Raw genomic sequence first — 16,671 nt, forward strand, 5'->3', positions numbered from 1 at the left:
TGTACACTATTTTTGGGAACATTCGTATCCAATAGCAAAGGCAATATGTATACGTTAAACGGGAGAAACCAGTGAAAACCTCTATAAAGACCCTTCTGACGGGACTCGCCCTTCTGGCGCCGCTGCCTGCGCCCGCATTTGCCGAAACGCTGCGGTGGGCCTCATCCGGCGATGTCATTTCCTACGACCCGAACGCTCAGGTCGACAGTTTCACCCAGAGCGTTCATCACATGGTTTTCGATCCTCTGGTGCGCCGCAACAAGGATCTGAAGCTGGAGCCGGCGCTTGCCACATCCTGGGAAGTCGTCGAGCCGACGCGCTGGCGCTTCAAGCTACGCCAAGGCGTGAAGTTTCATGAGGGCCAGCCCTTCAACGCCGACGACGTGGTGGCAACGATCCAGCGCCAGATCGATCCCGGCGCGCGCAACCGCGAAAACCTCTCCACCGTCGTCGGTGTCGAGAAGGTGGACGAGTATACCGTCGACCTTATCCTGCGTGCCCCTTACCCGCTGCTCCTCAACGATCTTGCCGCCATCTACATCATGAGCAAGCCATGGATGGAGGAGCATGACGCACTGAAGCCGGGCAATGCTTCGACCGGCGTCGTCACCTATGCCAGCAACCATGCCAACGGCACGGGCGCCTTCAAGCTGAAGGCCTACGAGCCGGACTCGCGCTCGGTCTTCGAAGTGAACAAGGAGTGGTGGGACAAGCCGCAGCATAATCTGGACGAAGTAGAATTCCGCCCGATCGCCTCCGACGCGACCCGCGTCGCGGCCTTGCTGTCAGGTGAGGTCGACATGATTGCGCCGGTTCCGCTGCAGGACGTCGACCGCATTGCGGCCACCGACGGTCTGAAGGTCGTCGAAAACCCGTCGCTGCGTACCATCTTCTTCGTCTTCAGCTACCGGCCGGAACTGCATGCGACACCGGGCCAGCCTAACCCGCTGCGCGATGTGCGCGTGCGCCAGGCACTGTGGCAGGCGATCGACACCAACACGATCCAGAAGCGCCTGATGCGCGGCAAGTCCCGTACGGCCGGCATGCTTGTCGCACCGGCGGTGACCGGCTACGACGAAGACATCGATGTGCCGCTGCCTTACGACGTCGCCAAGGCCAAGGCGCTTTTGGCCGAGGCTGGCTATCCGGACGGCTTCAAGACCGGCCTCGCCTGCCCGAACGACCGCTATATCGCTGACGAACAGATCTGCCTTGCCGTTGCCTCCATGTGGGCGCAGATCGGCGTCCAGGCCAATGTGAGCGTCGAGAGCAAGACGACCTATTTCCCGCGGACCGACAAGGGCGAGTTCGACATCTATCTTCTCGGTTGGGCCTCTTTGCCGCCGATGGATGGCTTTAGCCCGCTGCAAGCGCTGCTCGCGACCAATGACGGCACCTTTGGCGGCAGCAACGCCGACGGGCTTTCCAATCCCGAGATCGACAAGCTGGCCTATGCTGCTTCGACGGAACTCGACGAAACCAAGCGCGTCGAGGATCTGAAGCAGGCGTTCCGCATCACCCATGATCAGGTTCTCTACCTGCCGCTGCATCAGCAGCCGGTCGCATGGGCGATGAACAGCAAGGTCGACATGCCGCAGTTCCCGGACGAGTATGTCCGTCCGTGGTTCGCGCAGATCAAGAAGTAATCAGGACTCTCCCAGGGCCAGTCCCGGCAAGCGAAAGCAAGCCGGGACTGGACCGCAAACCGGGTCAACCCTCCAGGACCGGCGACGGCACGGAGGATGCGGGAGCGCATAAACCCGGCGGCCGCCCTTAGGGCAAGATCGCTCCCCGTAAGGACTATCCGATGATCAGACTTCTTTCAGTCAGGCTGCTTCAGGCCATCCTCGTGATGGTCGCGGTGACGGCCATTGCCTTCGTTATGTTCCGCTTCGTCGGCGATCCGGTCGCCTCCATGGTGCGCGAGGGGGCGACCCAGGCCGAAAAGGACGCAGTGCGCGTCGCGCTCGGTCTCGACAAGCCGGTCTTGGCTCAGTTCGTCAAATTCGTTGGCCAAGTGCTGACCGGCGACCTCGGCACAAGCTATCGCTACCAGCAGCCCGTGACGACCCTGTTGCTCAGTCGCCTTCCCGCCACGCTGGAACTGGTGATCGTTGCCACCGTGCTGGCACTGTCGCTCGGCATACCGCTTGGGGTGCTCTGCGCGCTGAAGCCGCACGCCTTCTTCTCGCGGCTGACCCAGTCAGCGACACTTGTCGGCATTTCCATGCCCACCTTCGTCACAGGCCTGCTGCTGATCCTGGTTTTCGCAGTAAATCTGCGATGGTTGCCATCGTCGGGACGCGGAGATCTTGTCGACATCGGATTCTGGCAAACCGGCTTTCTCTCGCTTTCGGGCCTGAAGTCGCTGATCCTGCCTTCGATCACACTGGCATTGTTCCAGCTCACCCTGATCATGCGGCTGGTGCGCTCGGAAATGATCGACGTCTTGTCGTCGGACTACATCCGCTTCGCCTTCGCACGCGGCCTGCCGCGGACCTACATCTATGGACGGCTCGCGCTGCGCAACGCATTGATGCCGGTCGTCACCGTCACAGGCCTGCAGATCGGGCAACTCATCGCCTTCGCGATCGTCACCGAGACGGTGTTCCAATGGCCGGGCATGGGCCTGCTGTTCACGAACGCCGTCGGCTATCCCGACGTGCCGGTGCTGGCTGCCTACCTTCTCTTCGTGGGCTTCCTGTTCGTCATGATCAACATGATCGTCGACATTCTCTACACCTTCATCGATCCGCGCCTGAGGACACGATAATGGCTACGCAATCCCTGATGCGCCGGCTTCCGCCGGTTTCCGTTGTCATCGCCAGCCTGGTGCTCGTCGTCATGCTGGTCCTCGTGATCTTCGCCCCGATGATCGCGCCCATGGACCCGCGCGACGTCGCCTCCTATTCGCTGATGGATATGGAAATTCCACCTGTCTTCATGGAAGGCGGAGATTCGCGGTTTCTGCTCGGCACCGACAACCAGGGCCGCGACCTCGTCTCGGTCATCCTGTTCGGCTTGAGGATCTCCGTCGTCATCGGCCTCGGCGCAGTGGTCTTTGCGGCCGTGCTTGGCGTCGTGCTCGGCCTCGTCGCCGGCTTCTTCGGCGGCGTGGTCGATAGCATCGTGATGCGGATCGCCGATATCTTTGTCAGCTTCCCGACTATCCTCGTCGCACTGCTCATCAGCGGCATCGCCCGCGCGCAGCTCAGCGCCGAGACGATGCTCGCCTGGGCACCGCTGGTGCTGATCTTCTCCATCGCCATCAACGAATGGGTGCAATACGCGCGAACCGTACGCGCCTCGACCATGGTGGAGATCGCGCGAGACTATGTGCGTGCCGCCAAGGTCATCGGCCTGCCGTCCACCCGCATCATGGGCCGCCACATCCTGCCGAACATCATGAGTTCGGTGATGGTCATCGCCACGATCAACCTCGCCGGCGCGATCCTGACGGAGGCAACGCTCTCCTTCCTCGGCGCAGGCATGCCGCCGACCTATCCTTCGCTCGGCACACTGATCCGCATCGGCAACCAGTTCCTGTTCTCCGGCCTCTGGTGGATCGCAGTGATGCCCGCGACAGTGCTGGTCATCCTCGTGCTGGCCGTCAACGTGATCGGCGACTATCTGCGCGACCACTTCAACCCGAAACTGATGGCTCGATGAGATGACCGAAACAACGCGCCCCGTTCTCGATATTCGCAACCTCCGCGTCGAGTATCCTCTGGCCAACGGCGACACGCTTGTCGCCGTCAAGGACATCGATCTCACGATCCGGCCCGGAGAAATCCACGCTCTCGTCGGCGAATCCGGCGCCGGCAAGACCACCGTCGGCAATGCGCTGATGGGTCTCTTGCAGGCCCCCGGCAAGATCGCCGCCGGTTCGATCGTCATTGCCGGCAAGGAGATCAACCTGCGCACCGGCCGCACCGAAGGCATCGTGCCCGGGCGCGACGTCGGCGCGATCTTCCAAGATCCGATGACGAGCCTCAACCCGCTCTTCACGGTGGAAAGCCAGCTGTGCGAAGGCATGCTCACGCATCTGAAGCTCTCCTCAAGGGAGGCGAAGGCCCGCGCACTGGAGTTGATGAAGGCCGTCGGCATCCCGGAGCCCGAGCGTCGGCTCGGCAGCTATCCGCACCAGCTTTCCGGCGGTCAGCGCCAGCGGGTGGTCATCGCCACAGCACTCGCCTGCAATCCGCAGCTTATCGTGGCAGACGAGCCGACCACCGCACTCGACGTCTCGGTGCAGGCGCAGATCCTCAAGCTCATCCGGGATCTTGCCGATCAGCGGGGCGTCGGCGTGCTGCTCGTCACCCACAATATGGGCGTCGTCGCCGAGATCGCCGACCGCGTCACCATCATGCAGAACGGTGCAGTCGTGGAAAGCGGCCCGACGCGCGAGGTGTTGACGGCGCCGAAGGCACCCTATGCCCGCACGCTGATCGCGGCAGTACCACCGATCGATACGCGCCTAGATCGCCTGCCCGTGCCGAGTGAAGAAACACAGGTGACGCTCGACGCACGCGCTACGGTGCGCCGCAAGAGTGCGAAGAGCGAGACCGGCAGCCGCGACGAGGTCGTGCTTTCCGTGCGCGACCTTGCAGTGGAATACGGCGGCCGCGGATTGCTTCGCAAGACATTGGTCTTCAAGGCCGTCAAGGGCGTGTCCTTCGATGTCCGGCGCGGCGAGATTTTCGGCCTCGTCGGCGAATCCGGCTGCGGCAAGACCACCGTTGCCAACACCATCGCCGGGCTTGTCACCCAGAGTGCGGGCTCCATCGATTTCGAGGGCACGGCGCTCGGCGGCCGACGTGAAAAATCGATCCGTCAGTCCCTGCAGATGGTGTTCCAGGATCCCTATTCGGCGCTCAATCCGCGCCTGCGGATCAACGCCGCCATTGCGGAACCGATCCTGTTCTACAAGCTGGCCTCGAATGCGGATGAAGCCAGGCAGGACGCAAAGACATTGCTCGAAGCGGTCGGCCTTCCCGCCGATGCCGGCGCACGCTTCGCGCACGCCTTCTCCGGCGGCCAGCGCCAGCGCATCGCCATTGCCCGCGCTCTGGGTCCGCGCCCGTCGCTGCTCATTTGCGACGAGCCGACCTCAGCGCTGGACGTCTCGGTGCAGGCACAGCTCCTCAACCTCCTCAAGGATCTGCGTGATCTCGCCGGGCTCTCCATGCTGTTCATCAGCCACGACCTCGCGGTGATCCGCCAGATGTGCGACCGGGTCGCCGTGATGAAGGCTGGAGAGATCGTCGAGCTTGCCGATACCGAAACCCTCTTCACCGCGCCCAAACACGAATATACCCGCGAGCTTCTCCGCCTTGCCCCCTCGGTCGAGCGCATCATGGGGCGGGAACTGGCTTCGGCGTAAGCGTGGATGGCAAGATCTTTGCGGACTTTCCGCGCCGGCCAAACCTCAACGGCATTGGCGACCTGTCGCCGACATCCTTTTTGGCCGGCCACTGTCCCGGCTTGCGCTGGTGACCTTGGGGGGCTGCCCATCGCGAATGACTGACGCGCCATCGCGCAAGTGCCTCTTCGGGCCACAAACAAGAAGAAGACGTAAAGGAAATACCCGATCATGCCCAAATCAACCCAGCCCACGACGGGCCGCCAATGGATGCTGCTCATTCTCGTCGTGCTGGTCGCCGTCAATCTGCGGCCATTTCTTACCGCTCCGGGGCCTGTGCTGTCCGAGATCGTCGCCGATACCGGCATGGGATATGGCAGCCTGGCACTGCTGACATTGTTGCCGATAATGCTCATGGGCGTCGGTGCCTTCGTATCCCCCTCGCTGCAGGCCTTGATCGGCACGCGGCGCGGCATTCTCGTCGCTCTCGTTGTGCTGGCGGCCGGCTCCCTGCTCCGGCTTGTCGCACCGGGCGGCATAGCGTTGGTGATGACGGCCGCCCTTTGCGGCGCCGGCGTCGCCTTTATCCAGGCGGCCTTCCCGGGCATCATCAAGGCGGAGTTTCCGCGCAGCATACCCGTGGTCACCGGCCTCTATTCCGCCGTCCTGATGGGCGGCGGGGCTTTGGGCGCGCGGCTGACGCCATTCCTCGTCAGTGCCGGCTACGGCTGGCGCCCGGCACTTGCCTGGCTCGCGGCACCGGCGCTTGTTGCTCTCAGTGCCGCGTGGCTGATCCTGTCGGATTCGCGCAGCGATCGCCCGGACAAGGCGCTCACCGGCCGGCTGCTCCGCCGGCCCCGGACCTGGACGCTCATACTCGCCTTCGGCCTGGTCAACGCCGGCTACTCTTCCGCCGTCGCCTGGCTCGCCTCCTATTACCAATCTCTCGGTTGGAGCAGCGGAGATAGCGGCAATCTCGTAGCGCTGATGGCCATCTGTCAGGCGGCTGCCGCCCTCGCCCTGCCGGTCTTGGCCCGCCGTAGCATCGATCGCCGCGCCTTCCTGCGCCTGACGCTGGCGATGCAGGCGATCGGTTTTGCTGGCATTGCGTTCGTGCCCCAAGCGGCGCCCGCGATCTGGGTTGGCCTGTGCGGTGCCGGCCTCGGCAGCAGCTTCTCGCTGGCAATCGTCACCGCCCTCGATCACTTGCCGCGACCGCAGGAGGCCGGTGTGCTGGTGGCATTGATGCAGGGCGGCGGCTTCCTGATCGCGTCCCTCGGCCCCTTCGCCACGGCATTTCTGCACGACATCAGCGGCAGCTTCGCCCCTGGGTGGACGCTGCATCTCGGCTGCGTCGTCGGCGTTTTCTTCCTCTATACGCGCTTCAACCCGTCACGCTACGCACAAGCAATGCAGTCACCGATCTGAGCGAAATATTGCTCTCCCGATGGGTTTCGACCCTTGGGCCCGCCTCGTGCGGGCTGAACAGCATCTTGCTAGCGAACTCGGCCAGAACACGAGAGGCATCACCTGGCGACAGGCCTTTTCGTTCTGCGCCCACCGCTGTTGCCTCGGGTCGATGCCAAATCACTAGACATCTCGCCGTTTTGTATGCAATTCGAGGAGACAATTGCTACGGCTTGGAGTGACCAGTATGGCAAAAAAAGAGAGCGAAGGCGGCGGCGGCCGCGCTCAGGCCGTTCATCGCGTCCTGAAACGCGCAATCCTTGATCAGGCGCTGTCTCCAGGATCGAAGCTGCCGGAAGATTCGATCGGCGAAAGGTTGGGTGTCAGCCGGACCCTGGTGCGCGAGGCGCTGGTTCGCCTTAGCGAGGAAGGGTTGGTGGAGTTGCGGCCGAACAGGGGAGCCGTGGTCGCGCGGCCGACACTTGAGGAAGGGCGCAATCTGTTCCTGACCCGAATGGCGCTGGAGCGGCTGGTGGTGGAGACGCTTTCGGGAAAATTGACGAGCGAACAAATCGGCATTCTTTCGTCTCATATCGCTGCCGAGGAAGCAGCAAAGAAGGAGCGCGCTCCGTCGATCCGTCTGGCGGGCGAATTTCATACGCTGCTGGCACAGATGACGAACAACGCCAGCCTCATCCGCTACGTGAACGAACTGGTCGCCCGCAGTTCCCTGATCCTTGCACTCTATGGCCGACCGCATTCTTCGGAATGCGCCGTATCGGAGCACCAGGAGCTTCTGGACAAATTGATCGCCGGCAAGACCGACGAGGCGGCAGCCCTCATGGCGCATCACCTCGACTCGGTAACGACCCGGGCTTTGCTTCCGACCGACGGAGACAGAAACATCAAGGAAGTGCTGTCTGCCTACGCCGTTGCGGAGGGCCTTGCCTAGGCGAAACGCAGCACTCCCGGAGGATACCCGGGAGCCTTGTGCACAGTCGGCGCGCGAGCCATTCCTTTGACACACACGCTACCAGCTCTTGGAGCACTTCGACGTTCGGCAAGACACGGCTGCTGGCCGGCTCGTGATGACGAACGTCGTCGTGACACCCAAAGCAGAGCTTATCAGGCTTCGCCAACCCCACCCGACACGAGACGCCCCTTGTGGAAGGTCGCAGTCCTGGCGGGCACCCGGGCCACCGCCTCTGCCGAGCAGCTCGCTCCGACGAGCGTGAACGAGGCCTCATCGCCGACATTTGGCCAAGCGCGTTTGCCCTTGTCGTCGAGGGGCAGAATGCCGCCAGTGGCGATAGACATGGACCGGGACAGACGGAATTCGTCCGAACCACGATAAAGCTGCGCGTAGAGATATGCCTTTTCCAGCATGTCCCCGCTGCCGAATGGCGACCAGTGGTCGATGACGCTGTCGGTTCCGGTCATGACGAAACCCCCCTTCTGGGCCAGCTGCGGCAAGGGCATCATCAATCCACCGATCGGCACCGTCGAGGCAATCGAGATCTTCTGTTCCGCCAGGCGCGAGGCTGTCTCTTCCAGAGCCTCCGGAGCAAGTGTGGTCAGTGCGAAGGCGTGGCTGATCGTGACCTTGCCGCGCAGAGCGGGATTCTTCTCGACGGTATCGATCATGTAGTTGACCGCCGCCATGCCGGCGGGGCTCGTTTCATGCAGATGAATGTCCACGCCCTTGCCAGTATCCAGCGCGATCTGGAACATGGCGTCGAGTGACTTTTCCATGGCGCCGTCGACATTCGTCGGGTCCAGGCCGCCGACATACTGAACGCCCATCTGCATGGCTTCACGCATCAGGCCATCGACCTTGGAGTGAAGCAGGCCGTGCTGGGGGAAGGCGACGATTTCACACACGAAATCATCACGATGGTTTTCCAACGCCTGCTGCAGGTGCTCAAGGCTTTTGAGGCCGCTGACCGGGTCGATGTTGCAATGGCTGCGTGCGACCGTGCTTCCCTTGGACTGCAGGAGAGCGATCAGGCCCTCCGCGCGCTCTCGCGAGGTCGGCAGCAACTGAGGAAGCAGCTTCTCCTCGAGAGCGATCATATCCATGATGGTTTTGCCCTGACGCGGGCGCGGCGCCTGCCATGGACCACCATAAAACGTCTTATCGAGATGGATGTGCATATCGCGCATCGTCGGCAGCAACAGTTTGCCGTGCGCCTGATAGCGCGGCACACCTTCGGGCAGGTTCGCATTCTCAGCGTGCAAGGCGACAATCGCGCCGTCCTTGATCTCCAACGCGTAGAGCGCAGTCCGTGTGGCGACGACGACATCGCCGTCATACTCAAACCCCTCCTCCAATCGCACGCCGGTCAGGATGTAGTGGCGATCCACGAGCGTCTTGGTGTTCGTCTCGCCAGCGCTCTTACCCGCGCTGGCCGATGCCTCGCGAACCGCGCCGCCAGACAAGCCGGCGACAGCGCACGCCGTGGTCAGCGCCCCGGTCCGGCTGAGAAAGGTCCTGCGGCTTTGCGGTAGCATCTGTTCCAACATCGTTGCGTTGCCTCATCATGGATTGGGTCAGGGCCGCCAATCTACCGAACGGCGCCACCGCATGGCAGCGACATTTACCAATGCTGGCTATTCGATTTGCCAATGCAAGCGGGCGACCGCGCAGCGATCGCGAATGACAAGGAGGTAGACACCTCCCCTCTGTCGCTACCGCCGCAGGTCACAATACTCGATGAGACGTTCCGCAAGCGCCAGCGCTGCGGCGCTAGCATCGTCGCGGTAAAACAGCGCCAGTTCAAAGTCATCGACGGATGGCAGACGCTCGGCCGCGCCCAGCACGCGGTGGGAAGGCAGACGGCAGCTCGCAGGCAGCAGACTGACACCAAGCCCGGCAGCCGAGGCGGCGGCGAGCGCTGCGAGACTGGCGCTGCTGTAGCTGATACGCCAGCGAATGCCGAGAGTATCGAGCGCCTGACATAATTCGTCGCGGTAGAGGCCGTTCAGCGGGAACACAGCCAAAGGCACCGGCACCTGCTCGATCGCCGGGCGCACGAGGCTGTCCAGCCACAGCAACGGTTCAGGCCTTGCCGCGCGCGGCTGTTGCTTGCGGCGCTGTTTGACGAGAATAAGGTCGAGCTCTCCGTCCCGATAGGCGAGTTGCAGATCGGCGCTGAGACCGCTCGTCACGTCCAGCCGCAAGTGCGGATGCTGGCTATTGAAAGCCGCCAGCAGATCGGCCGTCGGCACCATGAAATCCTCGGGCATTCCCAAGCGAAGCACGCCGTCACGCCATGGGCCCGCCAAGGCGTCATGCGCCTCTTCGTTCAGCGCGATGATGCGGCGCGCATAGCTCAGCAACTTGACGCCTTCCTCCGTCAGTTGCACCTGATGTGACGAGCGTTCAAAAAGTGCCTTCCCGAGCATTTCCTCCAGTCGGCGAATTTGCTGACTGACTGTCGATTGGGAAAGGTTCACCCGCTCGGCTGCGCGGGTGAAGCTGTTGCTTTCGCAAATGGCCACAAAACTGAGCAGCAGCTGGGGATTGAACATGGGATAGCGGTTCATTCGTCCCCCAAATGCGCTGGAGCCGATTTCGGCGAGGATGACGGCGGATCACCACACCATGCGATCACCAGGCGGTCCAGATCACGCGTCACACCAAGATTGAATGCGTTGCATTTATTATCTTGTATACAACCTGCATGCAAAGGGAAAAGTACAGAGTTCATTGGGCTACGATCGCCGGCCTCCCTCTGAGCCGACCGGCGAAGCCCTAGAAGTCGCCAGGTCTGTGCCCGATCGTCGCGTTTGGAACGGCAAAATCGGTTCCTGCATCTCGCAACCCGGTTTCATTCGCTAACGCAATGGTTTCCATCGGTTTTCTTAATTTCCGAACAGCCGAGAACATCCCTATAGGCGAGGCCGATGTCGCGCGCTCCGATCGCGAATTGCGCAATGCGGCGGCGGCGAACATCGCATTGGCACCGCAGACGCCGCAACGAGCAGCTGCCTCTCGAAGAACAGATCCAACCCGAGGCGAACGGCTGCCTGGAAAGGTGCAATGTGATGACGCAAGAACTGGACAGCGCAGGACGTTCCGACACGGTCCCAAGCGAGCGCTCTTCCTCATCCACGCCTCATGTCGGTTTCCTGGCCAGGATCGCGTCGTCGCTTCTCCTTTATCCAGGGTATCGAAGGCTCTGGATATCCAACCTTTTCTTCTTCGGGGGCCTCTGGACGCAGACGCTCGTGCTCGGCTGGCTGGTGTTTGAGACCACCCGCTCGGAGTTTTCCGTCGCCCTCTTCACCGCGGCAAGGCTGGGGCCGATGATGCTTGGTCCCCTCGCAGGCGTGATCTCGGACCGCTTCGACCGGCCCAAACTGCTTTTGGCTGCGTCCGGCTGGGCCTTTGCCGTCCTCAGCGTGATTGCGCTTCTCGTAGCCCTGGACAAAATATCCTTCTGGGGCCTGGTCTTTGGGGGCTTCTGCATTGGCCTGGCGCAATCCCCATCCCAGCCGGCACGTTTCGCGCTGGTCGCCGACCTCGTCGATCGCGAGAAGCTCAGCAACGCGAATGCTCTGAACTCGCTTATCCTGAGCATGATGCAGATGATCGGGCCGGCGCTTGGAGGAACGATGATCGTGGCATTCGGAGCTGCATCGGCGCTAGCGATCTCCGCCGGCTGGTATCTCGTTTCGTTCGTAGCGCTCTGGCCGATGAGGAACCTGAAGAGCGGCCGGCAACCAGATCGAGAAGACGGCTTTGTGAGCCTTGTCGCGTCAGGCTTTCGCACCATCTCCGGGAACGTCCTCCTCCGGTCTGTCCTGGGCGTCACGTTCCTGGCCAATATTCTGTTGTGGCCGATCTACCAGGGCTTCATGCCGGTTATCGCTAGGGAACATCTGGGCCTGACGCCACAGGGGCTCGGCCTGTTACTGGCATGCGCCGGTACCGGCAGCCTGGCCGGGGCTCTCGTCATCGCCAGTCTCGGAGACTTCCGCTACAAGGGCGGCCTTTTCCTGATTGGCACGGCCATCTGGGGCGGACTATGGGCGACCTTCGCTCTGTCGTCCTCGGTGCCTCTGTCGTTTGCTCTCATGGGGCTCATCGGACTGTCGGCGTCACCGTTCGGCATCCTGCAGACCACGCTCATGCTCATGATGACCGAACCGCACGTGCAGGGACGCGTGATGGGCATCCAGGAATTGACCATCGGCGTGATGCCGGTTTCGAGCCTGCTGCTCGGCTCGGCGGCAGAAATCATCGGCATTGCCAATGTGGCGCTGATCAGCGGGACGCTGTTGGCCATTTCACTTGCGATCTTGGCTCTGCGTGTTCCGGAACTGCTACGCTACAGCGGCCACAATAACTGAGCGCGCCAATAGAAGCCTACCCTCGCGATGCTATGTCGTTTTGCCCGCTTAACGGGATCGACGGCTTGCAGCCTCCACAAACGCGTCAAATACGCGAGCGCCCGGATGGCTTTCGGCGTCCAGCAATTCCGGGTGCCATTGCAGCCCCATGGCAAAAGACTGCGAGCCGATCTCGATCGCTTCGACGACTCCATCGGATGCTCGGGCCGTGACGGTCACGGCGCCGGATACCTCCACAATCGCCTCTCGATGAAACGTGTTCACAGCGAATGTGTCGGCGCCGAAGATTTCAACCATTCTGGTGCCGGCGACGATGCGCACGTCATGCGACACATTTGCCTGGTCATGATTGAGGGCTTCCGGCCACGACGAATGGACATCCGAGACCATCCGGCAGCCGTTGAGACACCCAAGCATTTGCATGCCATTGCAGATGCCAAGCACAGGTTTTTCGCGCGCGAGGAACCCTTCCATCAACGCCATATCGACGGCAAGACGATCAGATGGCGGATACTGGGATTGGTCTCCATCGACGTACCAGTCTTTCGGAAAGTTGATACGGCCACCGACGCTCAGGAACCCGTCAAACTCCTCGACGACCTGGTCAACCAGATCAGGAATGTACGGGATGCCGAAGGCAAAAGCGCCGGCGCGGCGGATCGCGGAGAAGTAATTCTTCGAGGTATCATAGCGTCCGCCACCTGAACTGGTGTTCTCATCCATGATCACGGCGATCTTCGGCATGCGGTCCATTGGTTCATCCCAGAATCTAGAAATTCTACGTATATTTATCCCGTCCGGATCGCGCAGGCAGTCGTTTTCATACCGACACCACATCTATCTCCGAACGAGACCCGCTGGCTAGGCCACAGCCATCCGGACCCTATGGTTTCCGCCGATCTCGATAAGCTCGGATCGCGCCGGTGCCGTAAAGACATCCGGCGCGGTGCTGCCGTCGGAAACGAAGCTGCGGCCGACGAGTTGCGGCATGGTGGGGTAGAGATCCGGCTTGGCCGCCGAATTCAGGGCCGCATCCGGATCGGGAATGGCCGCGATCAACCGTCGCGTATAGGGATGGGTGGGCGCTTCGAAAATCTCGCGCCAGCCGCCCTCTTCCACGATCTCGCCGAAATACATGACCAGCACCCGATCGCTCATATGCTCGACCACGCTAAGATCATGGCTGATCATCAGATAGGAGAGGCTGAGCTTTTCCTGAAGGTCGAGCAGCAGGTTGATGATCTGTGCGCGGATCGATACGTCCAGGGCAGAGACCGGCTCGTCGAGCACGACGATCTCGGGCTCGAGGATCAGCGCGCGGGCGATGCCGATGCGCTGGCGCTGGCCGCCGGAGAACTCGTGCGGGTAGCGCCCCGCCTGCTCGGGCGTCAGACCGACATTCTTCAGCATCGCCTCGATGCGGCCCTCGATTTCGGAGGCAGCGGTTATGCCGTGCAGGCGCAGCGGCGCGGCAAGCGAGGTGCGCACGGACTGGCGTGGGTTGAGCGAGGCGTAGGGGTCCTGGAACACCATCTGCACCGCCTTCGCCCTATCCATGCGACCTGGCGCGCCGGGGCCGGCAAGCGGCTGTCCGCGAAAGCGGATCATGCCCTCGCTCGGCTCCTGGAGGCCGAGGATGGATAGCGCCGTCGTCGACTTGCCGCAGCCGGATTCGCCGACGATCGACAGGCATTCGCCCTTGGCCAGCTCAAAGCTGATGCCGTTGACGGCGTGAAGCGCGCGCCGCCCGGTGCCGAGCAGGCCGCCGCCGGAAATGGGGAAACGGACGTGCAGATCGTCCACTTGCAGCAGCGGAGCGGTCATGGCTGGCTCCCTTCCAGGTCGCGCGGTGCGATGAAGCGGCTCTCGGTCAGCTTCGAGCGATCGGAGATGATGCTGTCGATATCGACGAGCCGCTGCCGCCCATGTTCGCTACGGCTGCCAAGGCGCGGCAGGGCGCCGAGCAGCCCGCGGGTATATTCATGCCGCGGGCCTTCGAACAGTGCCCGCGTCTCATTTTCCTCGACGAGGCAGCCCGAATACATCACGCCGACGCGCTGGCAGATACTGGCGATGACGCCGAGGTCATGGCTGATGAAGAGGACTGCAGTGCCCCGCGCCGCACAGAGTTCCTTGATGAGGCGCAGCACTTCCGCCTGCACGGTGACGTCGAGCGCGGTCGTCGGCTCATCGGCAATCAGCAGGTCCGGGCTGCAGGCAAGCGCCATCGCGATCATCACGCGCTGGCGCAGTCCGCCGGACATCTGATGCGGGTAGTTCTTCGCGCGCCGATCGGGGTTGGGCACGCGCACGTTCCCAAGCGCCTCGACGGCGAGCTTTTCAGCCTCCCCCCAACTTTTTCCCTGATGCAGCACGAACATTTCGGCGATCTGCCGGCCCACGGTCGAAAGCGGGTTCAGCGCGGTCATCGGTTCCTGGAAGATCATGGCGATGCGGTTGCCACGCAGGCGCCGCATCTCGCGTTTCGGCAGCGCCAACAGGTTCTGTCCCTTGAACAGTATCTCCCCGCCCGAAACGGCGAGCGGCCTTTTCAAGAGCCCCATGACGGCGAGCGATGTAACCGACTTGCCGGAGCCGGATTCGCCGACGAGACCATAGGCCTCGCCCGGCATGATCTGGAAGGAGACGCCCTTGAGCAGCGGATGGTGGGCCGAACGACCGAGCGAAACGACGAGGCGCAGATCCCTGATGTCGAGAAGCGGCGTGGTCATGGCTTGCGCGTCCTCATATGCGGATCGAGGCTGTCACGCAGGCCGTCGCCGAGAAGGTTGAAACCGAGTACCGAGAGGAAGATGGCAAGGCCGGGGAAGAGCGCTGCCCAGGGCGCGAGCTGGATGAGCTGCCGCGCATCGGTCAGCATCGAGCCCCAGCTCGGGAACGGCGGTTGAATGCCGAGGCCGAGGAAGGAGAGCGCCGCCTCCGACAGCACCGCCGACCCCATACCGAGCGTCGCCATGACGAGGATCGGTCCCATCATGTTGGGCAGGACCTGCGTGAACATGATGCGCAGATCCCCATAACCGAGCGTCTGCGCCGCCTGCACGTATCCCTGCGATTTCAACGAGAGTGTCGAGGACCGTGCGATGCGGCAGGTCCAGCTCCAATTGGTCAGGCCGAGCGCGATCAGGAGCGACGGCAGGCCGGGGCCGAGCACGGCCATCACGGCGAGCGCGAAGATCAAAGAAGGGATGGCGAGCATGACGTTGGTCAGCCCGTTCACCAGATCGTCCCACCAGCCGCCCCAATAGCCGGCCGTCATGCCGAGCGTGACGCCGATGATCGAGTTGATCACCTGCGACACGATGCCGACGGTCAGTGAGATCTGTGCGCCGTAGAGGATGCGGGTGTAGACGTCCCGTCCCTGCCCGTCCGTGCCGAACCAGAAAGTGGCATCCGGCGGCAGTTCCGAACTCATCAGATCCGCATCGAGCACCGGGTCGAAGGGTGCGATCCACTGGGCGAGAATGCCGGCGAGGATGACGAGCGCGGTCAGCGTCGCACCGAGCCAGAAGTTGAAGCCGAGGCGCACGCGCGTCACTCCTGCTTGATGCGCGGATCGATCGCGGCATAGACCAGATCGACGGCGGTATTGATGATCAGGAACCAAAGCACGATAACCAGGATCGTGCCCTGCACCACGGGGATGTCGCGGATCGCGACGCTATCGACCAGGAGCGAGCCGATACCGGGCCAGGCGAACAGCTTTTCGATAACGACGGCCTGGCCGATCAAAGAGCCGAATTGCAGGCCGACCGTAGTGACGATCAGCACCAGCGAATTGCGGGCCACATGCCAGCGCACCACCTTCGCCTCGCTCATGCCCTTGGAATGGGCGGTGCGGATGAAATCGGCGTTCAATACGTCGAGCACGCCGGCCCGCGTGGTGCGTGCGAGCAGCGCCAGCGGCGTGACACCGAGGGTTACGGCAGGCAGGATGAGGTTTCGCAACGAGCCGTCGCCATAGCCGAAACTCGGCAACCAGTTCAACTGCAGGGCGAAAAGATACATCATCAACAGGCCGAGCCAGAATTGCGGCATCGACAGACCTGAGACCGCGCCGATCATCGTCACCGTATCGAGGATCGAACCTGGCCGGAGTGCTGCAAGGAAGCCGAGCGGCACGCCGACGACAATGGCAAAGGCCATGGCGGCGACGGCAAGCTGAAGCGAGGCGCCCATGCGATCGTTGATGAGGTCGACAACCGGCTGGCGCGTGCGGAAGCTGGTACCGAGATCGAACCGCGCGAGATCCGTGACATAGGTCACGAAGCGCTCCATCAGCGGTTTATTGAGCCCGAACTCCTCGTTGAGGCGAGCAATCATTTGCGGATCTGCGGCACGCTTGCCGTCAGCAAAGAGGCTGGCCGCGAAGGTACCGGGAACGACGGAGAAGATAACGAAGATCAGCAGCGCCACCACGACGATCGTCGGGACGACCTGCAGGATGCGGCGCAAGGTAAAACGAAACATGAGCGGTTCCATTTTGGCCACCCGGACGGGCGGGACAACTGATGTGTGGGGCGGCC

The 16,671-nt window shown here is 62.4% G+C and carries 14 protein-coding genes; 7 read left to right on the plus strand and 7 right to left on the minus strand.

What is annotated here, in order from left to right; translation table 11 throughout:
* Positions 1-71 precede the first annotated feature (71 nt).
* From ASE60_RS10055 to ASE60_RS10080, 6 genes are all read left to right on the plus strand, one after another.
* On the plus strand, positions 72-1,646 hold the full coding sequence (locus ASE60_RS10055; RefSeq protein ID WP_057249796.1) for an ABC transporter substrate-binding protein: 1,575 nt from the start codon (positions 72-74) through the stop codon (positions 1,644-1,646).
* A 161-nt stretch (positions 1,647-1,807) separates the two neighbouring features.
* Positions 1,808-2,773: an ABC transporter permease gene (locus ASE60_RS10060; protein WP_057249798.1), complete on the plus strand. Its 966-nt coding sequence runs from the start codon at positions 1,808-1,810 to the stop codon at positions 2,771-2,773.
* Entirely contained in the window at positions 2,773-3,669 is an 897-nt protein-coding gene (locus ASE60_RS10065; protein WP_057249801.1) for an ABC transporter permease, read from the plus strand. The genes ASE60_RS10060 and ASE60_RS10065 overlap by 1 nt, the downstream gene beginning before the upstream one ends.
* A gap of 1 nt (position 3,670) precedes the next feature.
* Complete coding sequence (locus tag ASE60_RS10070; RefSeq protein ID WP_057249803.1) at positions 3,671-5,383, plus strand: ABC transporter ATP-binding protein; 1,713 nt, start codon at positions 3,671-3,673, stop codon at positions 5,381-5,383.
* A gap of 210 nt (positions 5,384-5,593) precedes the next feature.
* Positions 5,594-6,790: a cyanate transporter gene (locus ASE60_RS10075; protein ID WP_057249805.1), complete on the plus strand. Its 1,197-nt coding sequence runs from the start codon at positions 5,594-5,596 to the stop codon at positions 6,788-6,790.
* Between the two features lie 226 nt (positions 6,791-7,016).
* Complete coding sequence (locus tag ASE60_RS10080) at positions 7,017-7,721, plus strand: GntR family transcriptional regulator (protein WP_057249807.1); 705 nt, start codon at positions 7,017-7,019, stop codon at positions 7,719-7,721.
* Positions 7,722-7,894: 173 nt separating this feature from the next.
* On the opposite strand, the gene ASE60_RS10085 is transcribed toward ASE60_RS10080, so the two are convergent.
* Both ASE60_RS10085 and ASE60_RS10090 read right to left on the minus strand, forming a co-directional pair.
* A complete protein-coding gene (locus ASE60_RS10085) occupies positions 7,895-9,292 on the minus strand; it encodes an amidohydrolase family protein (RefSeq protein ID WP_244495587.1) in 1,398 nt (465 codons plus the stop codon).
* A 165-nt stretch (positions 9,293-9,457) separates the two neighbouring features.
* A complete protein-coding gene (locus ASE60_RS10090) occupies positions 9,458-10,315 on the minus strand; it encodes a LysR family transcriptional regulator (RefSeq protein ID WP_057249809.1) in 858 nt (285 codons plus the stop codon).
* Positions 10,316-10,816: 501 nt separating this feature from the next.
* Between ASE60_RS10090 and ASE60_RS10095 the strand changes: the two genes are divergently transcribed.
* Positions 10,817-12,124, plus strand: a complete 1,308-nt coding sequence (locus ASE60_RS10095) for an MFS transporter (RefSeq protein WP_057249927.1) — start codon at positions 10,817-10,819, stop codon at positions 12,122-12,124.
* A 48-nt stretch (positions 12,125-12,172) separates the two neighbouring features.
* On the opposite strand, the gene ASE60_RS10100 is transcribed toward ASE60_RS10095, so the two are convergent.
* The 5 genes from ASE60_RS10100 to ASE60_RS10120 all read right to left on the minus strand — a co-directional run bounded on the left by ASE60_RS10100 (position 12,173) and on the right by ASE60_RS10120 (position 16,615).
* The gene (locus tag ASE60_RS10100; RefSeq protein ID WP_057249812.1) at positions 12,173-12,877 is read right to left on the minus strand and encodes a gamma-glutamyl-gamma-aminobutyrate hydrolase family protein; all 705 of its coding nucleotides are present in this window, start codon (positions 12,875-12,877) and stop codon (positions 12,173-12,175) included.
* A 108-nt stretch (positions 12,878-12,985) separates the two neighbouring features.
* Positions 12,986-13,948: an ATP-binding cassette domain-containing protein gene (locus ASE60_RS10105; protein ID WP_057249814.1), complete on the minus strand. Its 963-nt coding sequence runs from the start codon at positions 13,946-13,948 to the stop codon at positions 12,986-12,988.
* Entirely contained in the window at positions 13,945-14,856 is a 912-nt protein-coding gene (locus ASE60_RS10110; RefSeq protein WP_057249816.1) for an ABC transporter ATP-binding protein, read from the minus strand. Before ASE60_RS10110 ends, ASE60_RS10105 begins: the two co-directional genes overlap by 4 nt.
* Positions 14,853-15,674 (minus strand): ABC transporter permease, encoded by an 822-nt coding sequence (locus tag ASE60_RS10115; protein WP_057249929.1) that lies wholly within the window; start codon positions 15,672-15,674, stop codon positions 14,853-14,855. The genes ASE60_RS10110 and ASE60_RS10115 overlap by 4 nt, the downstream gene beginning before the upstream one ends.
* Positions 15,675-15,679: 5 nt before the next feature.
* Entirely contained in the window at positions 15,680-16,615 is a 936-nt protein-coding gene (locus ASE60_RS10120; protein ID WP_057249931.1) for an ABC transporter permease, read from the minus strand.
* Between the last annotated feature and the right edge of the window lie 56 nt (positions 16,616-16,671).

The organism is Ensifer sp. Root278 (assembly GCF_001429285.1).
In the GTDB taxonomy this organism is placed as follows: domain Bacteria; phylum Pseudomonadota; class Alphaproteobacteria; order Rhizobiales; family Rhizobiaceae; genus Ensifer.

Bases quoted from the DNA above. Each gene is read 5' to 3' on its own strand.
- ASE60_RS10080 (WP_057249807.1), top strand. From the start codon at position 7,017: ATGGCAAAAAAAGAGAGCGAAGGCGGCGGCGGCCGCGCTCAGGCCGTT.
- ASE60_RS10090 (WP_057249809.1), bottom strand. From the start codon at position 10,315: ATGAACCGCTATCCCATGTTCAATCCCCAGCTGCTGCTCAGTTTTGTG.
- ASE60_RS10105 (WP_057249814.1), bottom strand. From the start codon at position 13,948: ATGACCGCTCCGCTGCTGCAAGTGGACGATCTGCACGTCCGTTTCCCC.
- ASE60_RS10075 (WP_057249805.1), top strand. From the start codon at position 5,594: ATGCCCAAATCAACCCAGCCCACGACGGGCCGCCAATGGATGCTGCTC.
- ASE60_RS10085 (WP_244495587.1), bottom strand. From the start codon at position 9,292: ATGTTGGAACAGATGCTACCGCAAAGCCGCAGGACCTTTCTCAGCCGG.
- ASE60_RS10060 (WP_057249798.1), top strand. From the start codon at position 1,808: ATGATCAGACTTCTTTCAGTCAGGCTGCTTCAGGCCATCCTCGTGATG.
- ASE60_RS10095 (WP_057249927.1), top strand. From the start codon at position 10,817: ATGACGCAAGAACTGGACAGCGCAGGACGTTCCGACACGGTCCCAAGC.
- ASE60_RS10120 (WP_057249931.1), bottom strand. From the start codon at position 16,615: ATGTTTCGTTTTACCTTGCGCCGCATCCTGCAGGTCGTCCCGACGATC.
- ASE60_RS10070 (WP_057249803.1), top strand. From the start codon at position 3,671: ATGACCGAAACAACGCGCCCCGTTCTCGATATTCGCAACCTCCGCGTC.
- ASE60_RS10100 (WP_057249812.1), bottom strand. From the start codon at position 12,877: ATGGACCGCATGCCGAAGATCGCCGTGATCATGGATGAGAACACCAGT.
- ASE60_RS10065 (WP_057249801.1), top strand. From the start codon at position 2,773: ATGGCTACGCAATCCCTGATGCGCCGGCTTCCGCCGGTTTCCGTTGTC.
- ASE60_RS10110 (WP_057249816.1), bottom strand. From the start codon at position 14,856: ATGACCACGCCGCTTCTCGACATCAGGGATCTGCGCCTCGTCGTTTCG.